The sequence below is a fragment of the Rhodococcus sp. WWJCD1 genome (genome assembly GCF_002258735.1).
Classification (GTDB): Bacteria; Actinomycetota; Actinomycetes; order Mycobacteriales; family Mycobacteriaceae; genus Rhodococcoides.
Window position 1 is genome coordinate 24,884 of the sequence record NZ_NOXY01000015.1, and the last position, 20,192, is coordinate 45,075.

17 protein-coding genes are annotated in these 20,192 nt (G+C 63.9%); 11 read left to right on the forward strand and 6 right to left on the reverse strand.

Annotated features, from left to right (window positions below; translation table 11 throughout):
- Positions 1-64: 64 nt before the first annotated feature.
- Entirely contained in the window at positions 65-1,141 is a 1,077-nt protein-coding gene (locus tag CH286_RS10555; RefSeq protein ID WP_255182634.1) for a PP2C family protein-serine/threonine phosphatase, read from the forward strand.
- Here the strand turns inward: CH286_RS10555 and CH286_RS10560 are convergent.
- From CH286_RS10560 to CH286_RS10570, 3 genes are all read right to left on the reverse strand, one after another.
- Positions 1,118-1,474 (reverse strand): STAS domain-containing protein, encoded by a 357-nt coding sequence (locus CH286_RS10560; protein WP_094609191.1) that lies wholly within the window; start codon positions 1,472-1,474, stop codon positions 1,118-1,120. The genes CH286_RS10555 and CH286_RS10560 overlap by 24 nt on opposite strands.
- A gap of 66 nt (positions 1,475-1,540) precedes the next feature.
- Positions 1,541-2,872: an MCE family protein gene (locus tag CH286_RS10565; protein ID WP_094609252.1), complete on the reverse strand. Its 1,332-nt coding sequence runs from the start codon at positions 2,870-2,872 to the stop codon at positions 1,541-1,543.
- 121 nt (positions 2,873-2,993) lie between these two features.
- Positions 2,994-3,884 carry a LysR family transcriptional regulator gene (locus tag CH286_RS10570; RefSeq protein ID WP_032404428.1) on the reverse strand — a complete coding sequence of 297 codons (891 nt, stop codon included), beginning with the start codon at positions 3,882-3,884 and terminating at the stop codon, positions 2,994-2,996.
- Positions 3,885-3,969: 85 nt separating this feature from the next.
- Between CH286_RS10570 and CH286_RS10575 the strand changes: the two genes are divergently transcribed.
- From CH286_RS10575 to CH286_RS10600, 6 genes are all read left to right on the forward strand, one after another.
- Complete coding sequence (locus CH286_RS10575; RefSeq protein ID WP_176458211.1) at positions 3,970-4,872, forward strand: LysR family transcriptional regulator; 903 nt, start codon at positions 3,970-3,972, stop codon at positions 4,870-4,872.
- A 226-nt stretch (positions 4,873-5,098) separates the two neighbouring features.
- Positions 5,099-6,115: a polyprenyl synthetase family protein gene (locus CH286_RS10580; protein WP_094609253.1), complete on the forward strand. Its 1,017-nt coding sequence runs from the start codon at positions 5,099-5,101 to the stop codon at positions 6,113-6,115.
- Positions 6,112-7,404 (forward strand): hypothetical protein, encoded by a 1,293-nt coding sequence (locus tag CH286_RS10585; RefSeq protein ID WP_094609193.1) that lies wholly within the window; start codon positions 6,112-6,114, stop codon positions 7,402-7,404. Before CH286_RS10580 ends, CH286_RS10585 begins: the two co-directional genes overlap by 4 nt.
- Complete coding sequence (locus CH286_RS10590) at positions 7,401-8,411, forward strand: fatty acid desaturase family protein (protein WP_094609194.1); 1,011 nt, start codon at positions 7,401-7,403, stop codon at positions 8,409-8,411. Before CH286_RS10585 ends, CH286_RS10590 begins: the two co-directional genes overlap by 4 nt.
- Positions 8,402-9,283, forward strand: coding sequence for a methyltransferase family protein (locus CH286_RS10595; protein ID WP_094609195.1), 882 nt, complete (start codon positions 8,402-8,404; stop codon positions 9,281-9,283). The genes CH286_RS10590 and CH286_RS10595 overlap by 10 nt, the downstream gene beginning before the upstream one ends.
- A complete protein-coding gene (locus CH286_RS10600; protein WP_094609196.1) occupies positions 9,259-10,827 on the forward strand; it encodes a flavin-containing monooxygenase in 1,569 nt (522 codons plus the stop codon). Before CH286_RS10595 ends, CH286_RS10600 begins: the two co-directional genes overlap by 25 nt.
- On the opposite strand, the gene CH286_RS10605 is transcribed toward CH286_RS10600, so the two are convergent.
- Positions 10,787-11,773, reverse strand: coding sequence for a sugar-binding transcriptional regulator (locus CH286_RS10605; protein WP_094609254.1), 987 nt, complete (start codon positions 11,771-11,773; stop codon positions 10,787-10,789). The two genes, CH286_RS10600 and CH286_RS10605, sit on opposite strands and share 41 nt — an antisense overlap.
- A gap of 122 nt (positions 11,774-11,895) precedes the next feature.
- On the opposite strand from CH286_RS10605, the gene CH286_RS10610 reads away from it, so the two are divergent.
- Genes CH286_RS10610 through CH286_RS10620 form a run of 3 tightly spaced genes read left to right on the forward strand, consistent with a single transcriptional unit; the run spans position 11,896 to position 15,967 of the window.
- Positions 11,896-12,750, forward strand: coding sequence for an MIP/aquaporin family protein (locus tag CH286_RS10610; RefSeq protein WP_032379865.1), 855 nt, complete (start codon positions 11,896-11,898; stop codon positions 12,748-12,750).
- On the forward strand, positions 12,747-14,264 hold the full coding sequence (gene glpK / locus CH286_RS10615) for a glycerol kinase GlpK (RefSeq protein ID WP_032379866.1): 1,518 nt from the start codon (positions 12,747-12,749) through the stop codon (positions 14,262-14,264). Before CH286_RS10610 ends, glpK begins: the two co-directional genes overlap by 4 nt.
- Positions 14,261-15,967, forward strand: coding sequence for a glycerol-3-phosphate dehydrogenase/oxidase (locus CH286_RS10620; protein ID WP_094609197.1), 1,707 nt, complete (start codon positions 14,261-14,263; stop codon positions 15,965-15,967). The genes glpK and CH286_RS10620 overlap by 4 nt, the downstream gene beginning before the upstream one ends.
- Positions 15,968-15,969: 2 nt before the next feature.
- Here CH286_RS10620 and CH286_RS10625 read toward each other — a convergent pair whose 3' ends face one another.
- On the reverse strand, positions 15,970-16,533 hold the full coding sequence (locus CH286_RS10625; protein WP_094609198.1) for a TetR/AcrR family transcriptional regulator: 564 nt from the start codon (positions 16,531-16,533) through the stop codon (positions 15,970-15,972).
- Between the two features lie 121 nt (positions 16,534-16,654).
- On the opposite strand from CH286_RS10625, the gene CH286_RS10630 reads away from it, so the two are divergent.
- Positions 16,655-18,121, forward strand: a complete 1,467-nt coding sequence (locus tag CH286_RS10630; protein WP_094609255.1) for an FAD-dependent oxidoreductase — start codon at positions 16,655-16,657, stop codon at positions 18,119-18,121.
- Here CH286_RS10630 and glgX read toward each other — a convergent pair.
- Positions 18,052-20,094 (reverse strand): glycogen debranching protein GlgX, encoded by a 2,043-nt coding sequence (glgX, locus tag CH286_RS10635; RefSeq protein ID WP_094609199.1) that lies wholly within the window; start codon positions 20,092-20,094, stop codon positions 18,052-18,054. The genes CH286_RS10630 and glgX overlap by 70 nt on opposite strands.
- Between the last annotated feature and the right edge of the window lie 98 nt (positions 20,095-20,192).

A 20,192-nucleotide genomic window follows, 5' to 3' on the forward strand; every position in this document is an offset into this window, starting at 1 on the left:
CGACCTCGACATTGAGGATCTCTACGAAAACGCCCCGTGCGGCTACCTCTCCGTTTATCCCGACATGCGAATCGGGAGGCTGAACGCTACGTTGGCGGGTTGGCTCGGCTTCGAGATCGATGCGTTGATCGGCAAGGATTTCACCGAGCTGCTCACCGCTGGTGGACGCATTCACTACGAGACGCACTTCGGCCCCATTCTGCGGATGACCGGCAAGCTCGACGGTATCGCGCTCGATTTGGTGACCGCCGATCGTCGACGTCTACCGGTGTTCATGACCGCGAACGTCAAGACCGACGAGGCCGGCACGCCAGTGCTGATCCGAATCACTGCGCTCGATGCCCGGGATCGGCGTACCTACGAGCGTGAACTGCTCGAGTCCCGGACGCGAGCAGAGCTGCTCGCGAAAACACTGCAGCGGTCACTGTTGCCGCCGAGTCTGCTACCGCCGTCGGGAATGACCGCGGCTGCTCATTACCACGCGGCATCGAGCGACGAGGTGGGCGGCGATTTCTACGATCTGTTTCCGCTCTCCGACGACCGGTGGGGATTCTTCCTCGGCGACGTGTGCGGAAAAGGCGCGTCGGCCGCAGCCGTCACATCGCTGACGCGGTACACGTTGCGCGCGGCCGCGGTATACGACCACGATCCGGTGGCAGTTCTGCACAACCTCGATTCGGTTCTGCGTCAAGAATTTCGCGAGAACAACGCGCAGTTCTGTACGGCTGTGTTCGGTGTTCTCAGCCGTTCGGCAGACGGATTCGAGGTGTGCATGGCCAGTGGTGGCCATCCGCCGCCGCTCGTGATTCGGGCCGATGGCAGCGCGCACTACGTACTCATGACCGGCGGGCAGCTGGTGGGAATACTGCGCAACGCACGGTTCGTCTCGGCCACGGTGACGCTGGATGCCGGCGACACCCTGATGCTCTACACGGACGGCCTCACCGAGGCTCGGGTGGGCACAGGCCGTTACGACGACGACGGCGCACTGCTGGATTTCGCAACCGAGCATGCTCCCGCAGCGCCGGCCGTCCTGATCGACCATTTGCGGAAACTGCTGAACAGCTTCGGCGACGGTCTGGTCGACGACGCGGCCGTCATGGCATTGGGAGTCTCGTCAGTCGAGAGCAGCGCGCGCTGACGCCAGGTCGGCATGCAGTGCGAATTCCTGGTCCAGGCCCATCAGCTTGATCGGACGGCTGGTGGTCGGTCCGTCGGCGACGACCGAGAATGCCACCGCGTCTCCGTGATCTTTCTGCGTTGTTGCCAGCACGGTCATCGCGGCCGAGGCCAGGAACGAGACGGCGGACAGATCGATGATCAAGGCCGAGGGCGTGGACTCGATCTGCGCTTGGATGGCGGTCGAGAGAGCCGGTGCGGTGGTGATATCGAGTTCGCCGGACACCGCAATGACGGCTACTCGGCCATCGTTGCTGGACTGAATCGAGAACCCGGCGTTCGTATCGGCAGACATATGTACTCCTGAATCGTTACCCGCCGCGCTCGTCGACGGGGTTGCGCACCATTCAATCAGTAGGGACTACTGGAAGGTGACCTGCGTTCCTCTGAGGGCGGGAGCTCCGACCGTCGTCGTCCAGGACGGCACTGCGTCGGGCTCGATTCCGGTGGCCCCGCCGTAGATGACCGCCAAGGTCTGCTGCTCGGTGACCGAGCCGGCGTACGAGGCGGGTACGGGGGAGAGCTGTGGTGCCGGGAGGACGGGAACGTTCTGTTCCCCGGGGTTCCTCGTCGGCACCTGGTACGAGCCGTCGTTCGGTGAACCGCCCGGATACTGGGGGAAGTACTCGCCGGCATAGCGATCGAGGGACGAATAGCAGCTCGGGCCTCGGGTCTGCTCGAACAGCCTCGGTTCGTCCTGGTTGGGCAGGTAACGCCCCTTCGGATTGACCAAGGGCATCGAAACGTTGATGCCGGGATACTCGTCACCGTCGCCGAGCAGGACCTTGCCGCGCCTGGCGCCTTCGGCGAACTGTGAAACGGTGCAGCCGAGAGCAGGTGAGAACTCGGCGAACACCTCGAGCGCCTCGCGCGAATTCGCGGCCAGTCCGATGACGTCGGCGGAGTTGGCGTCGAGGAAATCTGCGGTCGTGCCCGCGGCCGAGGTGACCGAGGCGTAGAGCGTCTCGAGGGCCGGGCGCTTCTCGACGACGGTGTTGCCGGTGGTCCGCAGATTGTCCAGAGCATTGATCAACTCGGGAGCCGCATCGGAGTAGGTCTGCGAGAAGTCCGCCAGGCCACGCAGGTCCTGCTGGATCGCGGGAAGTTCGGTGTTGAGCCCGGCGAAGATGTTCTCCAGGCGGTCGATGGTGAGGCCGAGTTCCTCGCCGCGACCGCTCAGACCCTGCGCCAACGCCCCGAGCGTGTTCGACAGGTCCTGCGGCGGCACGGCTTGGAGCAACGGCAACAGGCCGTCGAGCAGCTGTCCCACCTCGATGGCATTGCCGCTGCGATCCTGCTTCAGGACAGTGCCCTCACCGATCGGCGAGGCCGGTGCGCCGTCCGGGAGTATCAGCGATACGTAGCGTTCGCCGAACAGCGTCTTCGGGAGAAGCCGTGCGGTGGCGTTCGACGGAATCATCTCGGCCATGTCCGGCTGGATCGCCAACTCGGAGGTCACGACGCCATCGGTCGTCGTCGCCGATCGGACTTCGCCGACGATCATGCCGCGCACCTTGACATCGGCATTGCGGGGGAGCGCGTTGCCGACGCTGTCGGTCTCGAGGGAGACGGTCACGACGTCCTCGAATGTCTTGTTGTACGACGTGACGCTCCACCCGACGAACACCACGATGAGTACCACGAGGGCAATTCCGAGAAGCCGGTTCTGCAGCGGCGAGGGGGTGCCGGTCACGGGAAGCACGGATCGAGAGCGTCAACCATGCCGCGAACATTAGTGGTACATGACGTCACACTTACTACTGCACGACTGCTTGTGAGATGCACATATCACCGTCGGGAATATGAGATGCAGCTCACTCTCCGGTGGCGGACCGAGCCCAATCGATGAACTGGCGGGTTGCGGGGGATTGCTCGCCGGTCCTGTGCATCAAGGTGATGGAGTACGTCAGCGGCGGCGTCAGATCGATCGGCCGCAGATGGGCAAACGTGTCGAGTGGCATCGAACTCGGTACGAGTGCAGCACCCACGCCGGCATCCACCAGGCTCGGTATCGTCAGAACCGGCGTACCGGTCAGCACCGTGTGTGGTCGAGCGCCCGAGCGTCGAAGTCGTTCCAGCGCATGTGCACTGGTGGTCTCGACGACACCGGCGATGAAGGGGAACTCGCCCAGCCAGTCGAGTCCGTGCCGATCGGTGATCCGGGCATTCGACTGCGTCCACGCCGCAGGGACGATCAGTGTCAACTCCTGGCGTCCGACGTGGATGCCGAGCAGATCGGGCGGAGTGGGAAGACGCGGAATCAACGCCAGCTCGGCAGCACCGGATCGCAGAGATTCCATTGCTGCCGTGGCGGTCTCGACGCGTGCGATGTGCACATTCAGACGCGGTCGCCCTCGCGTCACCGACGCGATCATGGTCGGCAGAACGGGCCCGGTGTCGTCGGCAGGAGTCGCCACCACTACTGCCCCCACTCGACCGAGGGCGGCGTCGACGGCAAGGGCGGAGAACAGGTCCAGATCATCGACCACGCGCCGGGCAGCGCGCACGATTTCCCGTCCCGCATCGGTCGGCACGAGTCGCATACCGCGCCGCTCGAAAACGGTTACGTGGGTCTGCTCCTCGAATCGGGCGAGAGCGCGCGAGACAGTGGACGGACTGAGTCCGAGTTCGATTGCCGCACCGCTCATCGAACCAGCGTCTGCGACCGCAACGCACTGCCGCAGTTGTCGTGAAGAAAGTTCCATCGCGTCCCGTCGATCGATGACACCGGAAGGAACCCGACGTACCCCCGTGATGCTGCAGCTCCACCGAAGTGTTCACACTGATGCCGTGAACGTCACCACTTCGATGCTCGAGTGCTTCGTGGCCATCGTCGACGAGCATGGACTCGGTAACGCGGCTCGTGCACTCGGGGTAAGCCAACCGACGGTGTCCGGCACCGTGCGAAGTCTCGAGACCGAACTGGGTGTCGAGTTGTTTCGCCGTGAGGCCAATACGTTGGTTCTGAGCCCCGAAGGTGCTGCCCTACTACCGCTTGCGCGTCGAACTGTACTCGACCATCGAGCGGCCGAGCGAGTGGTCGACGAACTCCGGACGACGAATCCTGGCGGCGCGGCACCGACTGTACGCATCGCACTGTCGGACCGTTCGACGACGCCGGAACTGATCGCGGCATTCGTCGCTGCACGACCCGGATCGAGAATCGACGTCGTGACGGTCGCCGATCCTGCAGAAGCGCTGGCGCAGGTTCGGACGGGGCAGATCGACTGCGCGGTGGTTCCCGATTCCGACGCGCCCAGCGACCTCGTTAACGAATACTTGCCCGATGACGTTCTCGTGCTTGCACTTCCGCCCGGATCAGGACATGTCGGCACCCTCGACCAACTCGACGCGGCGGTTCCGTTGGCGGTGCTCGCGCCGACGCATCGTGTAGGCGTGGGGGTCGTCGACGCTCTGGCAGGGTTCGGCATCGTGGCGACAGTGGTGCTGAGCGGGGTGCCGCAGCAGGCACTGCCGGGACTCGTCGCCCACGGTATCGGCGCGGCGGTCATGAGTGAGTCGATGGCGCGTCCGGTAGCTGCCGCGGGCGGTTCGGTCGTCCCCTGGCCGGTGCCGCCGTCGGAGCGCACGAGGATTGTCTATTCTCCCAATTGGGTAGCACCGCTTATTAATTCGTCAATCGATCAACTTGATCGTGGCCAGTCGGTAGGTACAAAAACGAACCATTCGTGACCGTTTGTGCGTTTTGGCTATGGCTTTGCGTCATTCGGTTGCCTCGGCTGGCTGTCGGTGCCCTGTGTCACTTAATGTGGCGCGCAGCAGGATCAGGGGGCGATCGGCGGGGGAGTATTCATGGACGGAAAATTCCGGAGACAGGTGTGTTTCGATACGTACACACGTCTGATATCTCTATCGAAAATGTTGCCTGACAACGCTCTACGTTCGAGTGGTGTTGTCGATGGTTGCTGATGCCATGGGTCTGGAATGGGCGTCTCCGGCCAAGTCGGATGTCATCGTCATCTCGGCGCAACTGCGCGACGTCGACACCGCGATGAACCGTATTCTCCAGCCACACAGCACGTTTCGCTCGATCTATGATCATGTTCTCTCGATACCGGGAAAGCGTGTGCGTGCCGGGATGGTACTTGCGTGTGCGCAGCTCGCGCCGGGCGCTCATGCGGTGCCGCTGCACGACGCCGTCGACATCGCGGCGGCGGTCGAGATGCTGCACGAATCCTCTCTGATACACGACGACATCTGTGACGGGTCGGTACTTCGCCGCGACAACGATTCCATTGCAGCCGCATTCGGTGTTCGAGTGGCGGCGTACGCGGGCTTCCATCTGGCCGGAACCGCGCTGCGGGAAGTCGCGAGAGTGCTCGACGCCAACCCTTCGGTGTTCGCCCGAATCGGGCACGCCGTCGGTGTGACGTATCTCGATGAGCTGTCGGAGCTCTCGTACGGTCAGTTGATCGAGACCTTGCCGCCGGATCTCGACGACGATGCGCTCAGGAGGCACTACCGCTCGGTCGCGGGAGCCAAGACCGGGACGCTGTTCAGAGTCGCCTGCGCCTATGGCGGTACAGCAGGCGGAGTCGACGACGACGGACTGCGCAGTCTGATGAACTACGCAGATCATCTGGCATTGGCATTCCAGATCATGGACGACGTCCGCGACATCGAGGGCGGGCCGAACCTGGGTAAGGATGCCTGCGGAGATCTCGAACGCAGAGTGCCCACCTGGCCCGTGATCGAATGGCTGTGCACCGATGCCGAAGCGCGGACGATGTGGCTCGACGAATCGGTGTCCAGCCGTGACCTGCAGGCCGCATTGACGCACAGCGGAGCGATGGCCAGTGCCCGTGAGTTCGCCGATTCCGCGACGCGGCAGGCCTGCATCGCGACCGAGTGTTTCGTCGATTCGCCTGCGCGAGAGCACTTGCGCGCACTGGCCCGACGAGTCGTGCTCCGGTGAAGGCCAGCCGTCTGCTGATACTGGCCCGCGGTGTTCGGGATCTTCGACGTGCAGTCGATCCGGCCGCGCTCGTGCGCGCAGGTTCGCCGGAAGAACTCGCCGAATCGGCCTTGATACCCGCCGCCCGAAATCTGGCCGTGGCAATCAACCTGTTGCCGGAGCTGCAGCGCGCCGAATCGACTGCGGCCGTGCTGGCCTGCCGAGTACTCGACGCCTACGAGGATCTCTACTCCGGTTCCGAGGGCGCGGCGACGACGGTGCTCTGGGCGGCCCGCTATCTGGTGGGCGAGAACCCGGTTCCGCCACCCCCGTTGCGCGCACGGATCCTGCGTGCGAGCGACGCGGTGGATTCGATTCTCGCCGAACGGATCACCGACGTGCGGGCGTTGGTCGGTCGGCTACCGGCCGCCGGACGTACGCGGGTGCGGGAGTTGCTGATCGACGTTGCCACTGCGATGGCAGACAATCTCGACGTGCCGATGTCGCGGGTGACGTACGGCGAGAGAGTGCTCGGACGTGTCGTGGTCCATGCGTGCGCGGTGATCTGCGAGAACGATCAGGACGTCGGCAACGAGGACGTTGCCGAGCTGGCCCACTGTGTGGGAGCCGCGGCGCAACTGGCGAACGATCTCCGCGATCAGGAACTCGAGCTCTACCGAGTGGGTACCGGTGCCGAGTTGACGCACGAGATCGTATTGCGTTTGCTGACACCGGCACTCGGGGCGTTCGCTCTGTTGTCGCATCTCGGTCGGCGAATCCGGAGCAAGGGTGCTCGGGCGGCCGTCGCCTATATGTCGATCACCACGACCGCCTTCTTCTGCGGCGCGGTGGGAGTGCGAAGTCCGTATTCCAGGAGGCTGCGTCTGGTCGGCGCCCTGGTCGCGGCCACCGGTACCGGCCGATGGGAGGCCATGCTCGATCGCTTGCGGGAGTCGGTGGACACAACGGTCGAGTTCCTGCTCGACTCGTCGCCCCACGGAAGTCGAGAGTCGCCGGACAACCTGTTTCCGCGCGTCGATGCGCACTCCCATGGCACCTCGATGGGGGCGATCGTCGTGGACTCGGCAATGGCGCTCGTCGACGGGCTGCCGACCGGAGCGATGCGCGGCGAGCTGCCTGACGATCAGATCCGCCGGATGATGATCGCCGACCACCTCGCGTTCGGATCGCTGGAGCGAATGCACCCCGGCGACAGCAACGCCATGCACCTTCTCGGCACTCGGTTTCAGACGGCTGCGATGTCCCGGATCGCACCGCATCTCCCACTCGATTCTGAAAGGCAACCATGACTGCGGTGACACCCCGGAACGAGACCGGTACGACCGGCGAGCCGAAAGATCCGATCAGCAGACGCATCTTCCGTCTGGAGAATCCGGCGAATGTGGGCCCGCTCTTCCACATCGCGCTGTGGCTCGGGCTTCTTGCCTTCGGGCTGTTCGCGCCGATCGCCCAGCGCTGGTACATCGCGATGCCTCTCGTGCTCGTCCTGACCCTGCTGAGCTTCTCCTTGACCATCGGGGTGATGCACATGCACACCCACCGCCCGCTGTTCGTCTCGCGCCGGGCCAATCGAGTGGTGGACATCCTGTGTTCCCTCCCTGCCTCCTTGACGGCGGCCGAGATGCGCGAGGTGCACGTGCTCAATCATCACCGATACAACGACGGCCCGGGAGACGTGACGTCCACCGAGGGTCGGGAGCACGGTCTGGGTGCCGTCGGATACTGGATCCGGTACGGCTCGATCGTCAAGATGCACACGGTCCGTGAGTTGTTCGCCACCGGGGTGTCGGACGGCAGACGTAAACGACGGCGTCAGTTCGTGTTCGATTGCGCTGTTGCACTGACCTTCATCGTCGGTACCTGGTACCTCGCCGGGACGGGTCCGTTCGTGGTGTTCTACTGGATCCCGTTCCTGATCACGCAGGTCAATTCCGGGTACTTCGCGTGGCTCACCCATGCCCCTGCCCGAGGCTTCGAGGACGACCCGAGCAAGTCGCTGAACACGGCCGGGAACTGGCTCAACTTCTTCATCTTCAATCAGGGGTATCACAGTGTGCACCATCGCTATCCCGGTGTGCACTGGAGTGTCATTCCGGACAAGCTCGTGTTCATGCGCGACGTGGAGCCGGAAGTCATCGTTCCGTACTGGATGACGATCCAGTCCGCATGGCGACTGGCAATCCCGGGCGCGTTCCTCGATGCGAAGTACGGTGAGCGTTGGAAAGCCAAGCTGGAGAGCAGGATAGAAGCAGGGACCGTACGGCCGCGAGTTCTGCGCTGGTTTGCATGGATCTGACTACCGGGCAGCAGGTCCGCGCGACGCTGAGCGATCGAGCTCGGCTGCTGCCCTTCCTCGTTGCCCTGACCGGGTACGTGATCGCCGGAATCACGGTTCCGTTGCTGTTGCTCTTCTCCGGCGGTCGGCTGCTACCCAAAACGGTCGACGACGGACCGCATCTGTCGCCGTGGGTTGCAATCCCCATCGATCTGGCGCTCATCGCGCTGTTCGGCCTGCAGCACTCGGGGATGGCCCGACCGTCGTTCAAGGCGTGGCTCACCCGGCGGGTACCCGAGGCGCTCGAACGCACCGTCTACATCTTCATGGTGAGCGCGGTGGTCTGGGTTCTCGTCCTGGCCTGGCAGCCCATCCCGTACCGGATCTGGTCGGTCGACGGTACTGCCGGTCGTGTTCTCGACTCCGCCTTCTGGCTGGGCGTGTGTCTGGTCTACGCGGCAACCCTGTTGCTCGACCACTTTCACCTGCTGGGCCTGCGACAGGCGTACCGCGAGTACGTGATCCGAATTCCCGACGCCACCGCGGATCGATTGCAGGTCCACGGGCCGTATCGGTTGGTGCGTCACCCGTTGATGACCGGACTGCTGCTGACCTTCTGGGCTGCGAGCGAGATGACGGCCGGCCATTTGCTGTGGGCCGCTGGTCTCACCGGCTACATCCTGCTGGGGACTGCGCTCGAGGAACGGGACTTGCTGGCGAGGTTCGGCAGTTCGTACCGTGCCTACGCCGCTCGGGTACCGGCGTTCTTTCCGTCTCCGATGCGCGCGCTACGCCGAACGGCACCACGTGCCGCGACCGGGCGATCCGAAGACACCATTCGACGCACTACCGAAAGTGACTCCACACCATGGTCGTCCACGACACCGCAGTAACTGGTCCGCACCTGTCCGATTCTGCGCCGACCCCTGTGCGAGAGGTCGAGGTTGCGGTGATCGGCGGAGGTGTGGGCGGGATCGGGCTCGCAGTGGCACTGCGCAGGCGCGGTATCGAGGACTTCGTCGTGCTCGAGCGCGGCAACGACTTCGGTGGAACCTGGCGCGACAACACGTATCCGGGTGCCGCGTGCGATGTTCCCTCGCATCTGTATTCGTTCTCGTTCGATCACAACCCGGACTGGTCGCAATCGTTCTCGACACAGCCGGAGATCCAGGACTACATTCTCGGCGTCGCCGAGCGGCACGACATTCGAGAGAAGTTCTCCTTCGATCACGAACTGATCGCAGCCGATTGGGACGAATCGACGTCGCGCTGGATGCTGGCCACAACCCGCGGACCGATCAGTGCGAAGGTAGTCGTCTCGGCCATGGGTGCACTGTGCGAGCCGAACATGCCCGACATCGAGGGGCTCGACCGTTTCGACGGCCCCGTCTTCCACTCGGCGCAGTGGGACCACACCATCGACCTCGCACAGAAGCGGGTGGCGGTGATCGGTACCGGAGCGTCGGCCATTCAGATCGTTCCCGCAATTGCGAGCACGGTCGCTCATCTCGACGTATTTCAGCGGACGGCACCGTGGATCTTCCCGAGGCTGCTCCGAAAGTACAGCACGGTCGAGAGGTTTGCCTTTCGTCGAGTTCCCGGTCTCACCAGTGCCTTTCGGTCGATTCTCTATCTGCTGCGAGAGATCTACGCGATCGTACTCATCAAGTTTCCCCCGGCGACCGTCGGCCTCGGACTGATCGCGGCGGTCAAGATGAGGATCGAGGTTCGAGACCGCGCCCTGCGAGCTCGGGTCACTCCCGAATATCGCGTCGGATGCCAGCGGATGTTGTCCTCGAACGAATATTATCCGGCCCTCGGTCGCGAGAACGTCGATGTCGTCACCTCCGGAATTGCCGGCGTGCAGAAGGATTCGATCGTGACGGCCGACGGCACTGTGCGTCTGGCCGATGCGATCGTGGTCGCCACCGGCTTTCGCATCACCGACTCGCCGGCGTTCGATCTCTTTCGGGGCCGGGCCGGTCGAACGTTGGCCGAGTTGTATGCGGAACGGGGAGTTTCGGCGTACAAGGGCACCGCCGTAGCCGGGTTCCCGAACATGTTCGTCATCCTCGGGCCGAATTCCGGGCTGGGCTACTCCTCGGCCATCTACATGATCGAGTCGCAGATCGAGTACATAGTCGACGCGGTAGCCGCTGTGCAGGATCAGCAGATTGCCAGCGTCGAGGTGCGTCCGGAGGTGCAGGAACGCTACAACAGCGATCTCCAGCGAAAGATGAGCAAAAGCGTCTGGGTGACCGGTGGATGTCGAAGTTGGTTCCTGGACAGCACCGGGCGAAACGTGGCGCTGTGGCCCGATTTCAGCTTTCGATTCCGAAGGCAGCTACGCACATTCGATATCGAGTCGTACGACGTCGTACAGCACGCCGAATCACTCACGGCCGGCGTGAGCGCAACACCAGGTTCGCTGCGCTGATGTCGTCGATCACCAGATCGGTGATCAGACCACCGCGCAGGGCCGCGGTCAGGGCGTCGAGTTTGGATTCCCCGGCCACGATCGCGACCCGCCGCGGAACGGCTTTGAGTCGGTCGAGGCTCGGCCCGCTGGATCTGTCGTTCAACGCGATACGGTCGTAACTGCCGTCGGAGCGTAGGAACACGGTGGCGATGTCTCCGACCACGCCGTCACGTCGGAGTTCGGCACCGTCCTCGGGTTCGAGGTAGCCGGCGCTGTACACGTGGCTCGGCACGGCTCCGCTCATGACGCCGATGCTGAACACTGCCAGGTTCATCCGATCCTGCAGCTCGAGTACTCGCTTGATGCTGCGTTCACGCCACAGATGTCGGCGGGTCTCGGGGTAATCGAAGAATGCCGGGACCGGAAAACCCTGTGCCACAGCGCCGTAGGCGTCGGCAAAAGTTCTGATGATGTCGGTTGCGTAGGAGACTCCGGTGGTGCGGGTGTTGGCCGCTCCGTTGAGCTGCACGACGGTCGAGTTGTGGGTTCTCTTGGGTGCCAGCTTGCGGCTGACGGCGCTGACGGTGGTTCCCCAGGCAACGCCCATCACCATGTCGGACTCGAAGAACGATGTCAGCAATCGACCGGCGAACGTCGCGACGCGATCGAGGCGCTGCAGTTCGTCCACCGTCTCCGAGACGGGGACGACGTGTGCACGGATGTCGTACAGATCGGCGAATGCGCGCTCGATCCGCGGTGCCTGCCCGAGCGGTGTGGAGATCTTGATTTCCACCAGTCCGGACGCCCGCGCGAAGGTGATCAGTCGTGAGACTGTCGAACGAGAGACTCCCAGCTCACGGCCGATTGCCGCCATCGTCATGTCCTGGAAGTAGTACAGCCGGGCGGCCTGGGTGGCGTGGCCGGTCCGCAGGTCTGATTCGGGAGTGATGCCGGGGTCCGTCACCGGCACCAGTGTACGACCGAATTGCACATATGTGCATCAGCTGTGCAACGCAGTGCAGGGCGTCTACCGTGGCAAACAGCACGCAATGTGGCGTGCATCACCAACTTTGCGGAGGCTACACAATGGCTCGTAAGGAACCGGAATGGGGACTGCCGGCGCACATGGCTGCCGAGTTCGCCGGAACCATGATTCTCATTCTGTTCGGCGTCGGCGTCGTCGCGCAGGTCGTCTCGGGGGGTGAATCGGGAAGTCTCGGAGACCACGACTCGATTGCCTGGGCGTGGGGGCTGGGCGTGATGTTCGGCATCTACGTTGCGGGTCGCATCACCGGCGCGCACCTCAACCCTGCGGTGACGATCACCTTCGCACTCTTCCGCGGATTCAGCTGGAAGATGGTTGCGCCGTACATCCTCGCGCAGACCGCAGGCGCCTTCGTGGCCGCGCTGCTGGTGCGCTGGAACTACAACGACATGATCAATGCGGTGGACCCGGGACACACCACGGCCACCCAGACGATCTTCTCGACCCTCCCCGGTAACGGCACTCTGCCGGTCAGCGTGTCCTCGGCGCTGATCGATCAGATCATCGGCACCGCGATCCTGCTGTTCCTCATCGTGGCCGTGACAGATTCGCTCGGCACCGCACCCATGGCCAACATGGCTCCACTGATCGTCGGTCTCATCGTCGTCGCCATCGGCTTCGCCTGGGCCACCAACGCTGGATACGCGATCAATCCGGCCCGAGATTTCGGACCTCGCCTGGCGTCGTACATCACCGGATACGGTGGAGCGTGGCGTGATCAATACGGCGGCCTGTACTTCTGGGTCCCGATCGTCGGACCTCTCGTAGGCGGACCGATAGGAGTGTTCCTGTACGACCTGCTGATCGGAAAGAACCTACGCAAGCAAGAAGGTTCGACGCCCGAGCCGCCATCACGACTCCCAGCCGACACCCAGACCACAGGAGAAAAGCCATGAGCGAGTTCGCAGGAAAGTACGTCGCCGCGATCGATCAGGGAACCACGTCCTCACGCTGCATGATCTTCGATCACGCGGGCACCGTCGTCGCCGTCGATCAGAAGGAACACAAGCAGATCTTTCCTCAGGCCGGCTGGGTCGAGCACGATGCGTCGGAAATTTGGGACAACGTGCGCGCCGTCGCGGCCGGTGCCATGGCCGCAGCGGACCTGACGCGCGAGGACATCGCCGCAGTCGGCATCACCAACCAGCGTGAGACGGCGCTGGTGTGGGAACGCGAGACGGGCAAGCCGATCTACAACGCCATCGTCTGGCAGGACACCCGCACCGATCGCATCGCCACCGCGCTCGGCGGCGGCGACGCCAACAAGTACACCGCCAAGACCGGACTGCCCTTGGCCACCTACTTCTCCGGCCCGAAGATCAAGTGGATCCTCGACAACGTCGACGGTGCACGGGCGAAAGCCGAAGCGGGAGAACTGTGTTTCGGCAACATGGACACCTGGGTGCTGTGGAACATGACCGGTGGCACCGACGGCGGATTGCACTACACCGATCCGACCAACGCCTCACGCACCCTGCTGATGGATCTCGACACCCTGCAGTGGGACGAGAGCATCTGCGCGGACATGGACATCCCGATGTCGATGATGCCCGAGATCCGCTCGAGCTCCGAGGTGTACGGCACCGGCCGCGAGCGCGGACCGTTCCGTGGAGTGCCGATCGCAGGCATTCTGGGCGATCAGCAGGCGGCGACGTTCGGGCAGGCCTGCCTGTCTCCCGGTGAGGCCAAGAACACTTACGGCACAGGAAATTTCGTGCTGCTCAACACCGGTACCGAAAAGGTCATGAGCAAGAACGGACTGCTGACCACGGTCTGCTACAAGATCGGCGACCAGCCGACGGTGTACGCGCTCGAAGGTTCCATCGCCGTGACGGGCTCGCTCGTGCAGTGGCTGCGTGACAACCTCGGCATGATCTCCTCCGCCGCGGACATCGAGACCGATGCACGCTCGGTGGACGACAACGGCGGCGCGTACTTCGTGCCCGCGTTCTCCGGACTCTTCGCTCCGCACTGGCGCGCGGATGCCCGCGGTGCCATCGTGGGATTGACGCGGTTCGTCAACAAGGGGCATCTGGCCCGCGCCGTACTCGAAGCCACCGCATATCAGACACGTGAGGTGATCGAGGCGATGAACGCCGACTCCGGTGTCGATCTCGAGGTACTCAAGGTCGACGGCGGAATGGTCGTCAACGAACTGCTGATGCAGTTCCAGTCCGACATCTTGAACGTGGATGTGGTGCGTCCCGTCGTGGCCGAAACCACTGCTCTCGGAGCGGCATACGCGGCCGGCCTCGCCGTCGGGTACTGGGAGAGCGAAGACGACATCCGCCAGAACTGGGCCGAGGACAAGACATGGACCCCGTCCATGGACGAAGACCAGCGGGCGAAGTTGTACGCCGGCTGGAAGAAGGCAGTAACACGTACTCTCGATTGGGTTGATGAAGAATGAGTTCCACCACAACGGCTTTGAGTCCGCAGTCGCGCACGGATGCGCTGGCGAGGATGGAGTCGGAAGAGCTCGACATCCTGGTGATCGGCGGCGGCGTCGTCGGCGCGGGAACAGCATTGGACGCGGTGACCCGCGGATTGAAGGTGGGCCTGCTCGAAGCGCGGGACTACGCGGCCGGCACGTCCAGCCGCTCCAGCAAGCTGTTCCACGGCGGTCTGCGCTACCTCGAGCAGTTCAACTTCGCGTTGGTGTTCGAGGCGCTGAAGGAGCGTTCGCTGGTACTGAACAAGCTCTGCCCGCACCTCGCCCGCCCGGTTCCGTTCATCTATCCGCTGGAGAAGGTGATCGACCGTCCGTACGTCGGGCTCGGCATCGGCGTCTACGACGTCATGGGTGCCGGACGCGGCGTGCCGAGTCATCACAAGCACCTCGGCAAGAAGAAGACGCTCGAGTCCTTCCCGTCCGGTAAGCGTTCGGCTATCCGCGGTGCGGTGAAGTTCTACGAGGGCCAGGTCGACGACGCGCGGCACACGATGATGCTTGCCCGTACCGCAGCGGCCTACGGCGCGTTGTGCGCCAACAGCACTCGCGTCACCGGCTTCCTTCGGGAGGACGACAAGGTTGTCGGCGTCGTGGCCAGCGACCTCGAAACGGGCCGCTCCTTCGAGGTACGGGCCAAGCAGGTCATCAACGCGGCGGGTGTCTGGACCGACGAGGTGCAGCAGATGGTCGGTGGGCGTGGACAATTCCAGGTTCGCGCATCCAAGGGTGTGCACCTGGTGGTGCCGCGCAATCGCATCAACAGTGCCACCGGCATCATCACGCGAACCGAGAAGAGTCTGCTGTTCGTCATCCCGTGGGGCAGTCACTGGATCATCGGGACAACCGATACCGACTGGAAGCTCGATCTGGCTCACCCGGCCGCGAGCCAGAGCGACATCGACTACATCCTCGGCCATGTGAACAAGTTGCTGGCGGATCCGCTGGACCGGACCGACGTCGTCGGGGTCTACGCGGGACTGCGTCCGTTGCTGTTCGGCGAATCCGATTCCACCAGCACCCTTTCCCGGGAACACGCGGTGTCCAGTCCGGTACGCGGGCTGACGGTCATCGCGGGTGGCAAGTACACCACCTATCGAGTGATGGCCAAGGATGCAGTCGATTCCGCGGTACACGGACTCGAGCGCACAGTGCCGAAGTGCGTCACCGAGGACATCCCGTTGGTCGGTGCCGACGGCTACCTCGGGGCGTTCAACTCTCGTGCTCTCACGGCCGAACGCACCGGGATGCGCGTCTCACGCGTCGAGCATCTGCTGGGTCGGTACGGCACTCTGATGGGTGAGTTGTTGGATCTCATCGACGCCGATCCCGAGCTCGGCAAGCCTCTCGAAAGTGCGCCGGAGTACCTCAAGGTCGAGGCCGTCTATGCCGCGAGTCATGAAGGCGCGCGGCACCTCGAAGATATTCTGACGCGTCGTACTCGCATCTCCATCGAGGTTCCCGATCGTGGTGAAGCGGCCGCCGACGAGGTGGCCCGGCTGGTGGCACCCATCCTGGGATGGGACGATCAGCACGTCGCCGAGGAGATCGAGCACTATCGGCTTCGTGTTCTGGCAGAACGGGATTCGCAGCAGCAGCCCGATGACGACACTGCCGATGCAGCCCGACTCGGGGCACCGGACGTGCGCGCCGGGGTGAGCTGACCTTATCGGTCGAGTGGTTCGGTGAGGTAGCGCCGCAGCGTCGGCCCTACCCACCGGACCAACTGCTCGTGGCTCATCCCTGCCAGTGGCGACACCTGGAGGATGTAGCGAGCGAATACCAGGCCGAGTACCTGGGTTCCGACGAGCGCAGCGCGTTCTGCGTGCCGGTCGACCGTGACGGCGGCCAGGGCAGGCGCTACCTGCGTGGCGAACACCTGTTGCATGGCCGCGGCGGCGGCGGCGTTGGTGGCGGCCGCGCGCATCAAGGCAAGGAATGTGCCGTCCTCCTCCCAGATCTGAAAGAACCTGGGCATCAACACTTCTGCAATTCTCTCGGGTGCGATGTCGGTCAGATCCGGAATGTCGAGTACGAATGTGGCGGCTTCGGCGAACAGCGCTTCCTTGGTTCCGAAATACCGGACGACCATGGCCGCGTCGACGCCTGCAGTGCCGGCGACGGACCGCATGGTGGTGCGGTCGTAGCCGTCGGCCGCGAATTGTGCGCGGGCTGCGTCGAGAATGCGAGCCCGGGTGGCGGTCGCGGATCGAGGTCGTCGTTCGGTCATCTCCGTAGCCTAAGTCAACGACCGTTGACCACTGCGCTCGACGGGTCTATCGTCGGAAGTCAACAAGCGTTGACCGAGAATTCGCTGACCCAGGAATTCGCTGACCACAGTGGAGTACGTCATGAACCATTCGGACGTGATCGTCGTCGGTGCAGGTCCGGCGGGCTGCATGCTGGCGGGGGAACTCGCGCGTGCCGGCCGCTCTGTGACGGTGCTCGAGAAACACGATGCACCGTCACCGCTGTCGCGAGCTTTCGGAGTGCACGCCCGCACGCTGGAGGTTCTCGACAGTCGTGGTCTGGCCGAGGACCTGCTCTCCACCGGAGCGCACGCGTCGGGACTGAAACTCTGGAACGGGCTGTCCCTCGACCTCGGCGTACTACCGTCGCAGTTTCCGTATCTGCTGGTCACGCCACAGACCAACGTGGACTCTCGACTCGAGGAGTACGCGCGGGCATCCGGTGCGCGGATTCTGCGCGGGGTGACGGTCACCGGCCTCGAACAGGACGCCGACGGAGTCGTGGTGCGTGGGAGGGCGGCCGACGGCAGCGCGCAGGAATGGACGGCGTCGTATGCGGCCGGCACCGACGGGGTGCACAGTATCGTCCGCACGTCGATAGGTCTCGACTTCCCGGGCAAGGAATTGCTGCGGTCGATCATGCTCGCGGATGTCCGGTTGACCGATCCGCCCAACGGTCTGATCAACATCGGCGCAGGCAAGGACTGCTTTGCGTTCGTGGCGCCCTTCGGCGACGGGTGGTTCCGAGTGATCGCCTGCGACCGTACCGACACGGCAGATGTAGCTGCATCGGTCGACGAGACGCGGCTTCGCGACGTGGTGCGCCGTGCGATCGGAACCGACTACGGCTGGACCGACGTGCGATGGAGTTCGCGCTTCTCCTGCGACGAGAGGCAAGTCCGGAGCTACCGAGTGGGCCGGGTATTCCTGGCCGGCGATGCTGCGCACGTACATTCGCCTGCCGGGGGACAGGGCATGAACACCGGAATCCAGGACGCGATGAACCTCGGCTGGAAGCTGGCTGCCGTCCTCGGAGGTGCCGACCAGAAGATCCTAAACACCTATCACGACGAGCGGCATCCCGTGGGAAAGCTGGTGCTGCGCAGTAGCGGCGCGACGATCCGCATGTTGCTGCTGCGCTCGGTGGTGGCGCAGAAGCTACGCAACATCGTGTCCGCACGGGTGCTTCGTAGGCAACGTGCGGTCGGCAAGATCGCGGGGATGTTCTCGGGGGTGGGGATTTCGTACGCGCGCACCCGAGGTGAACATGCCCTGGTGGGGACCCGAGCCGTACGGATCCCGCTGAACCAGGGCACGGTCACCGACCGGCTTCGTGCGCACGACTTTCTGCTGATCGGTGAGAGCGACTGCAGGAGAGCAGGTATCGCTCGTCGCACCGATGGGGGCCCAGCCGTCCTCGTCCGGCCCGACGGCTACATCGCGTGGGCCGGACGCTCGGAATCGGAGGAGTGGCAACAGGTTCTCGAACGATGGACCGGTCAGCCCTGCAGCAACGTGAACGAGTGCTCACGAATCAGGATCGACGGACCGCCCGCCTCGTACGCCTGATCGGGGTCGCTCGAGGTCGACTGAGCCCACTTCCCTTCCGGCAGAGTGAATTCGACGGGTGACGGAGAAGCATTCACCATCCAGGCGAACGACGCATCTCCCTCGCCGCCGCGCATGAGAACCAGAATGCTGTGCGCGTTGCCGTCGGTCCAGTCGTCGTCGGAGAGCTTTTCGCCGTCCGCGCGGTAGAAGTCGACGGTGTCGGGTCCGGCCCCCTCCTCGTCGGAATCGCTGTCGTGACGGAACCACGTGGGACGCAGAGCCGGGTGCTCGTCACGTAGCGCGATCAGATGCGTCGTGAAGTCGATGAGCTCCTGATCGGCTGCGCTCCAGTCGAACCAGGAGACCTCGTTGTCCTGGCAGTAGGCATTGTTGTTGCCGTTCTGCGTCCGGCCCAGCTCGTCGCCACCGAGGATCATCGGCACTCCGGCCGACAGCAGCAGCGTCGCCAAGTGGTTGCGCTGCTGACGAGCGCGCAGTGCATTGACACCCTCGTCGTCGGTGGGTCCCTCGGCACCGCAACCCCACGAGCGGTTGTCGGACTCGCCGTCCTGACTGTCCTCGCCGTTCTCCTCGTTGTGCTTGTCGTCGTAGGAGTTCAGGTCCGCCAACGTGAAGCCGTCGTGTGCGGTGATGAAGTTGACGCTCGCCAACGTGGGGCGCCGGGTGCTCTCGTAGACGTCGGGGCTGCCGGTGACGCGTTGCGCCAGTGCCGGGAGCGCGCCGCTTTCACCGCGCCAGAAGTCTCGAACGTCGTCACGGAACTTGCCGTTCCACTCCGACCAGCGAGCCGGGAAGCCGCCGACCTGGTAGCCCTGGGTGTCCCACGGCTCGGCGATGAGTTTGACCGGAGCGAGCGTCGGGTCCTGATGCACGAGGCTCAGGAAAGCGCTGTGCACGTCCAGATCCGAGTCCTGACGGGTCAGTGTGCTCGCAAGGTCGAACCGGAAGCCGTCGACGTGCATTTCCGTCACCCAGTACCGCAGCGAGTCCAGGATCAGCGCCAGCGCAGCGGGGTGACCGACGTTGAGGCTGTTGCCGGTGCCGGTGGTGTCGTAGTAAGCACTCCGGTCGTCGTCGACCAATCGGTAGTGCGAGCCGTTGTCGATTCCCTTGAGCGAGAGGGTCGGTCCGAGATGGTTGCCCTCTGCGGTGTGGTTGTAGACGACGTCGAGAATGACCTCGATGTCGTTGTCGTGCATGGCTTTGACCAGTGCCTTGAACTCGTCCACCTGGCCGCCGGTGTCGCCGCTGCTGCTGTACTCGTTGTGCGGTGCGAAGAAGCCGATGGAGTTGTATCCCCAGTAGTTGCGTCGCCCCTCTTCGAGCAGATGCGAATCCTGGACGAACTGGTGAATCGGCAGCAGCTCCACTGCCGTGACCCCGATACGCTTCAAGTGCGCAATAGCGGCGGGGTGGGCCAAACCGGCGTAGGTGCCCCGAATATCCTCGGGCACATCTGGATTGGTTGCGGTGAAACCCTTGACGTGTACCTCGTAGACCACCGTCTTGTCCAACGGTGTGCGCGGCGACTCGTCACCGGACCAATCGAAATTCGACTGCACCGCAACGGAATACGGCATGTACGGAGCCGAGTCCTCGTCGTTGCGGGTCTCCGGCTCGGCGTGCAGGTGGCTGAACACCGATTCGTTCCAGTCGACCTGACCGGTGATAGCGGTGGCATACGGATCGAGCAGCAGCTTCGCCGCATTGTGCCGCAGGCCCGAGGCGGGATCCCACGGGCCGTCGACCCTCAGTCCGTAGCGGGCCCCCGGCGTCACATCGGGAACGAGGTCGTGGAAGACATGACCGGTGCGAAGCGTCAACGGCGTTGTACTGCGCTCTGTTCCGTCGTCGTTCAGGACGACCACGGACACCGAGTCCGCGGTTTCGGAGTAGACGGCAAGGTTGGCACCGTCGTTCGACAGACGCGAGACGCCCAAGGGGTACGGGAGACTTGATGAGGAGGGCATGCACGGCCCAGTACCCCCGCGGCGGGTGCGCGAAACGCCTGCATACCGGTCGTTCGGCTACTATAGATGCCGAGATTGCGCCCGCCGGGTTCCAGCGG

Bases quoted from the DNA above. Each gene is read 5' to 3' on its own strand.
- CH286_RS10555 (WP_255182634.1), top strand. From the start codon at position 65: ATGCGAATCGGGAGGCTGAACGCTACGTTGGCGGGTTGGCTCGGCTTC.
- CH286_RS10560 (WP_094609191.1), bottom strand. From the start codon at position 1,474: ATGTCTGCCGATACGAACGCCGGGTTCTCGATTCAGTCCAGCAACGAT.
- CH286_RS10570 (WP_032404428.1), bottom strand. From the start codon at position 3,884: ATGGAACTTTCTTCACGACAACTGCGGCAGTGCGTTGCGGTCGCAGAC.
- CH286_RS10580 (WP_094609253.1), top strand. From the start codon at position 5,099: ATGGTTGCTGATGCCATGGGTCTGGAATGGGCGTCTCCGGCCAAGTCG.
- CH286_RS10590 (WP_094609194.1), top strand. From the start codon at position 7,401: ATGACTGCGGTGACACCCCGGAACGAGACCGGTACGACCGGCGAGCCG.
- CH286_RS10595 (WP_094609195.1), top strand. From the start codon at position 8,402: ATGGATCTGACTACCGGGCAGCAGGTCCGCGCGACGCTGAGCGATCGA.
- CH286_RS10600 (WP_094609196.1), top strand. From the start codon at position 9,259: ATGGTCGTCCACGACACCGCAGTAACTGGTCCGCACCTGTCCGATTCT.
- CH286_RS10610 (WP_032379865.1), top strand. From the start codon at position 11,896: ATGGCTCGTAAGGAACCGGAATGGGGACTGCCGGCGCACATGGCTGCC.
- glpK (WP_032379866.1), top strand. From the start codon at position 12,747: ATGAGCGAGTTCGCAGGAAAGTACGTCGCCGCGATCGATCAGGGAACC.
- CH286_RS10620 (WP_094609197.1), top strand. From the start codon at position 14,261: ATGAGTTCCACCACAACGGCTTTGAGTCCGCAGTCGCGCACGGATGCG.
- CH286_RS10625 (WP_094609198.1), bottom strand. From the start codon at position 16,533: ATGACCGAACGACGACCTCGATCCGCGACCGCCACCCGGGCTCGCATT.
- CH286_RS10630 (WP_094609255.1), top strand. From the start codon at position 16,655: ATGAACCATTCGGACGTGATCGTCGTCGGTGCAGGTCCGGCGGGCTGC.
- glgX (WP_094609199.1), bottom strand. From the start codon at position 20,094: ATGCCCTCCTCATCAAGTCTCCCGTACCCCTTGGGCGTCTCGCGTCTG.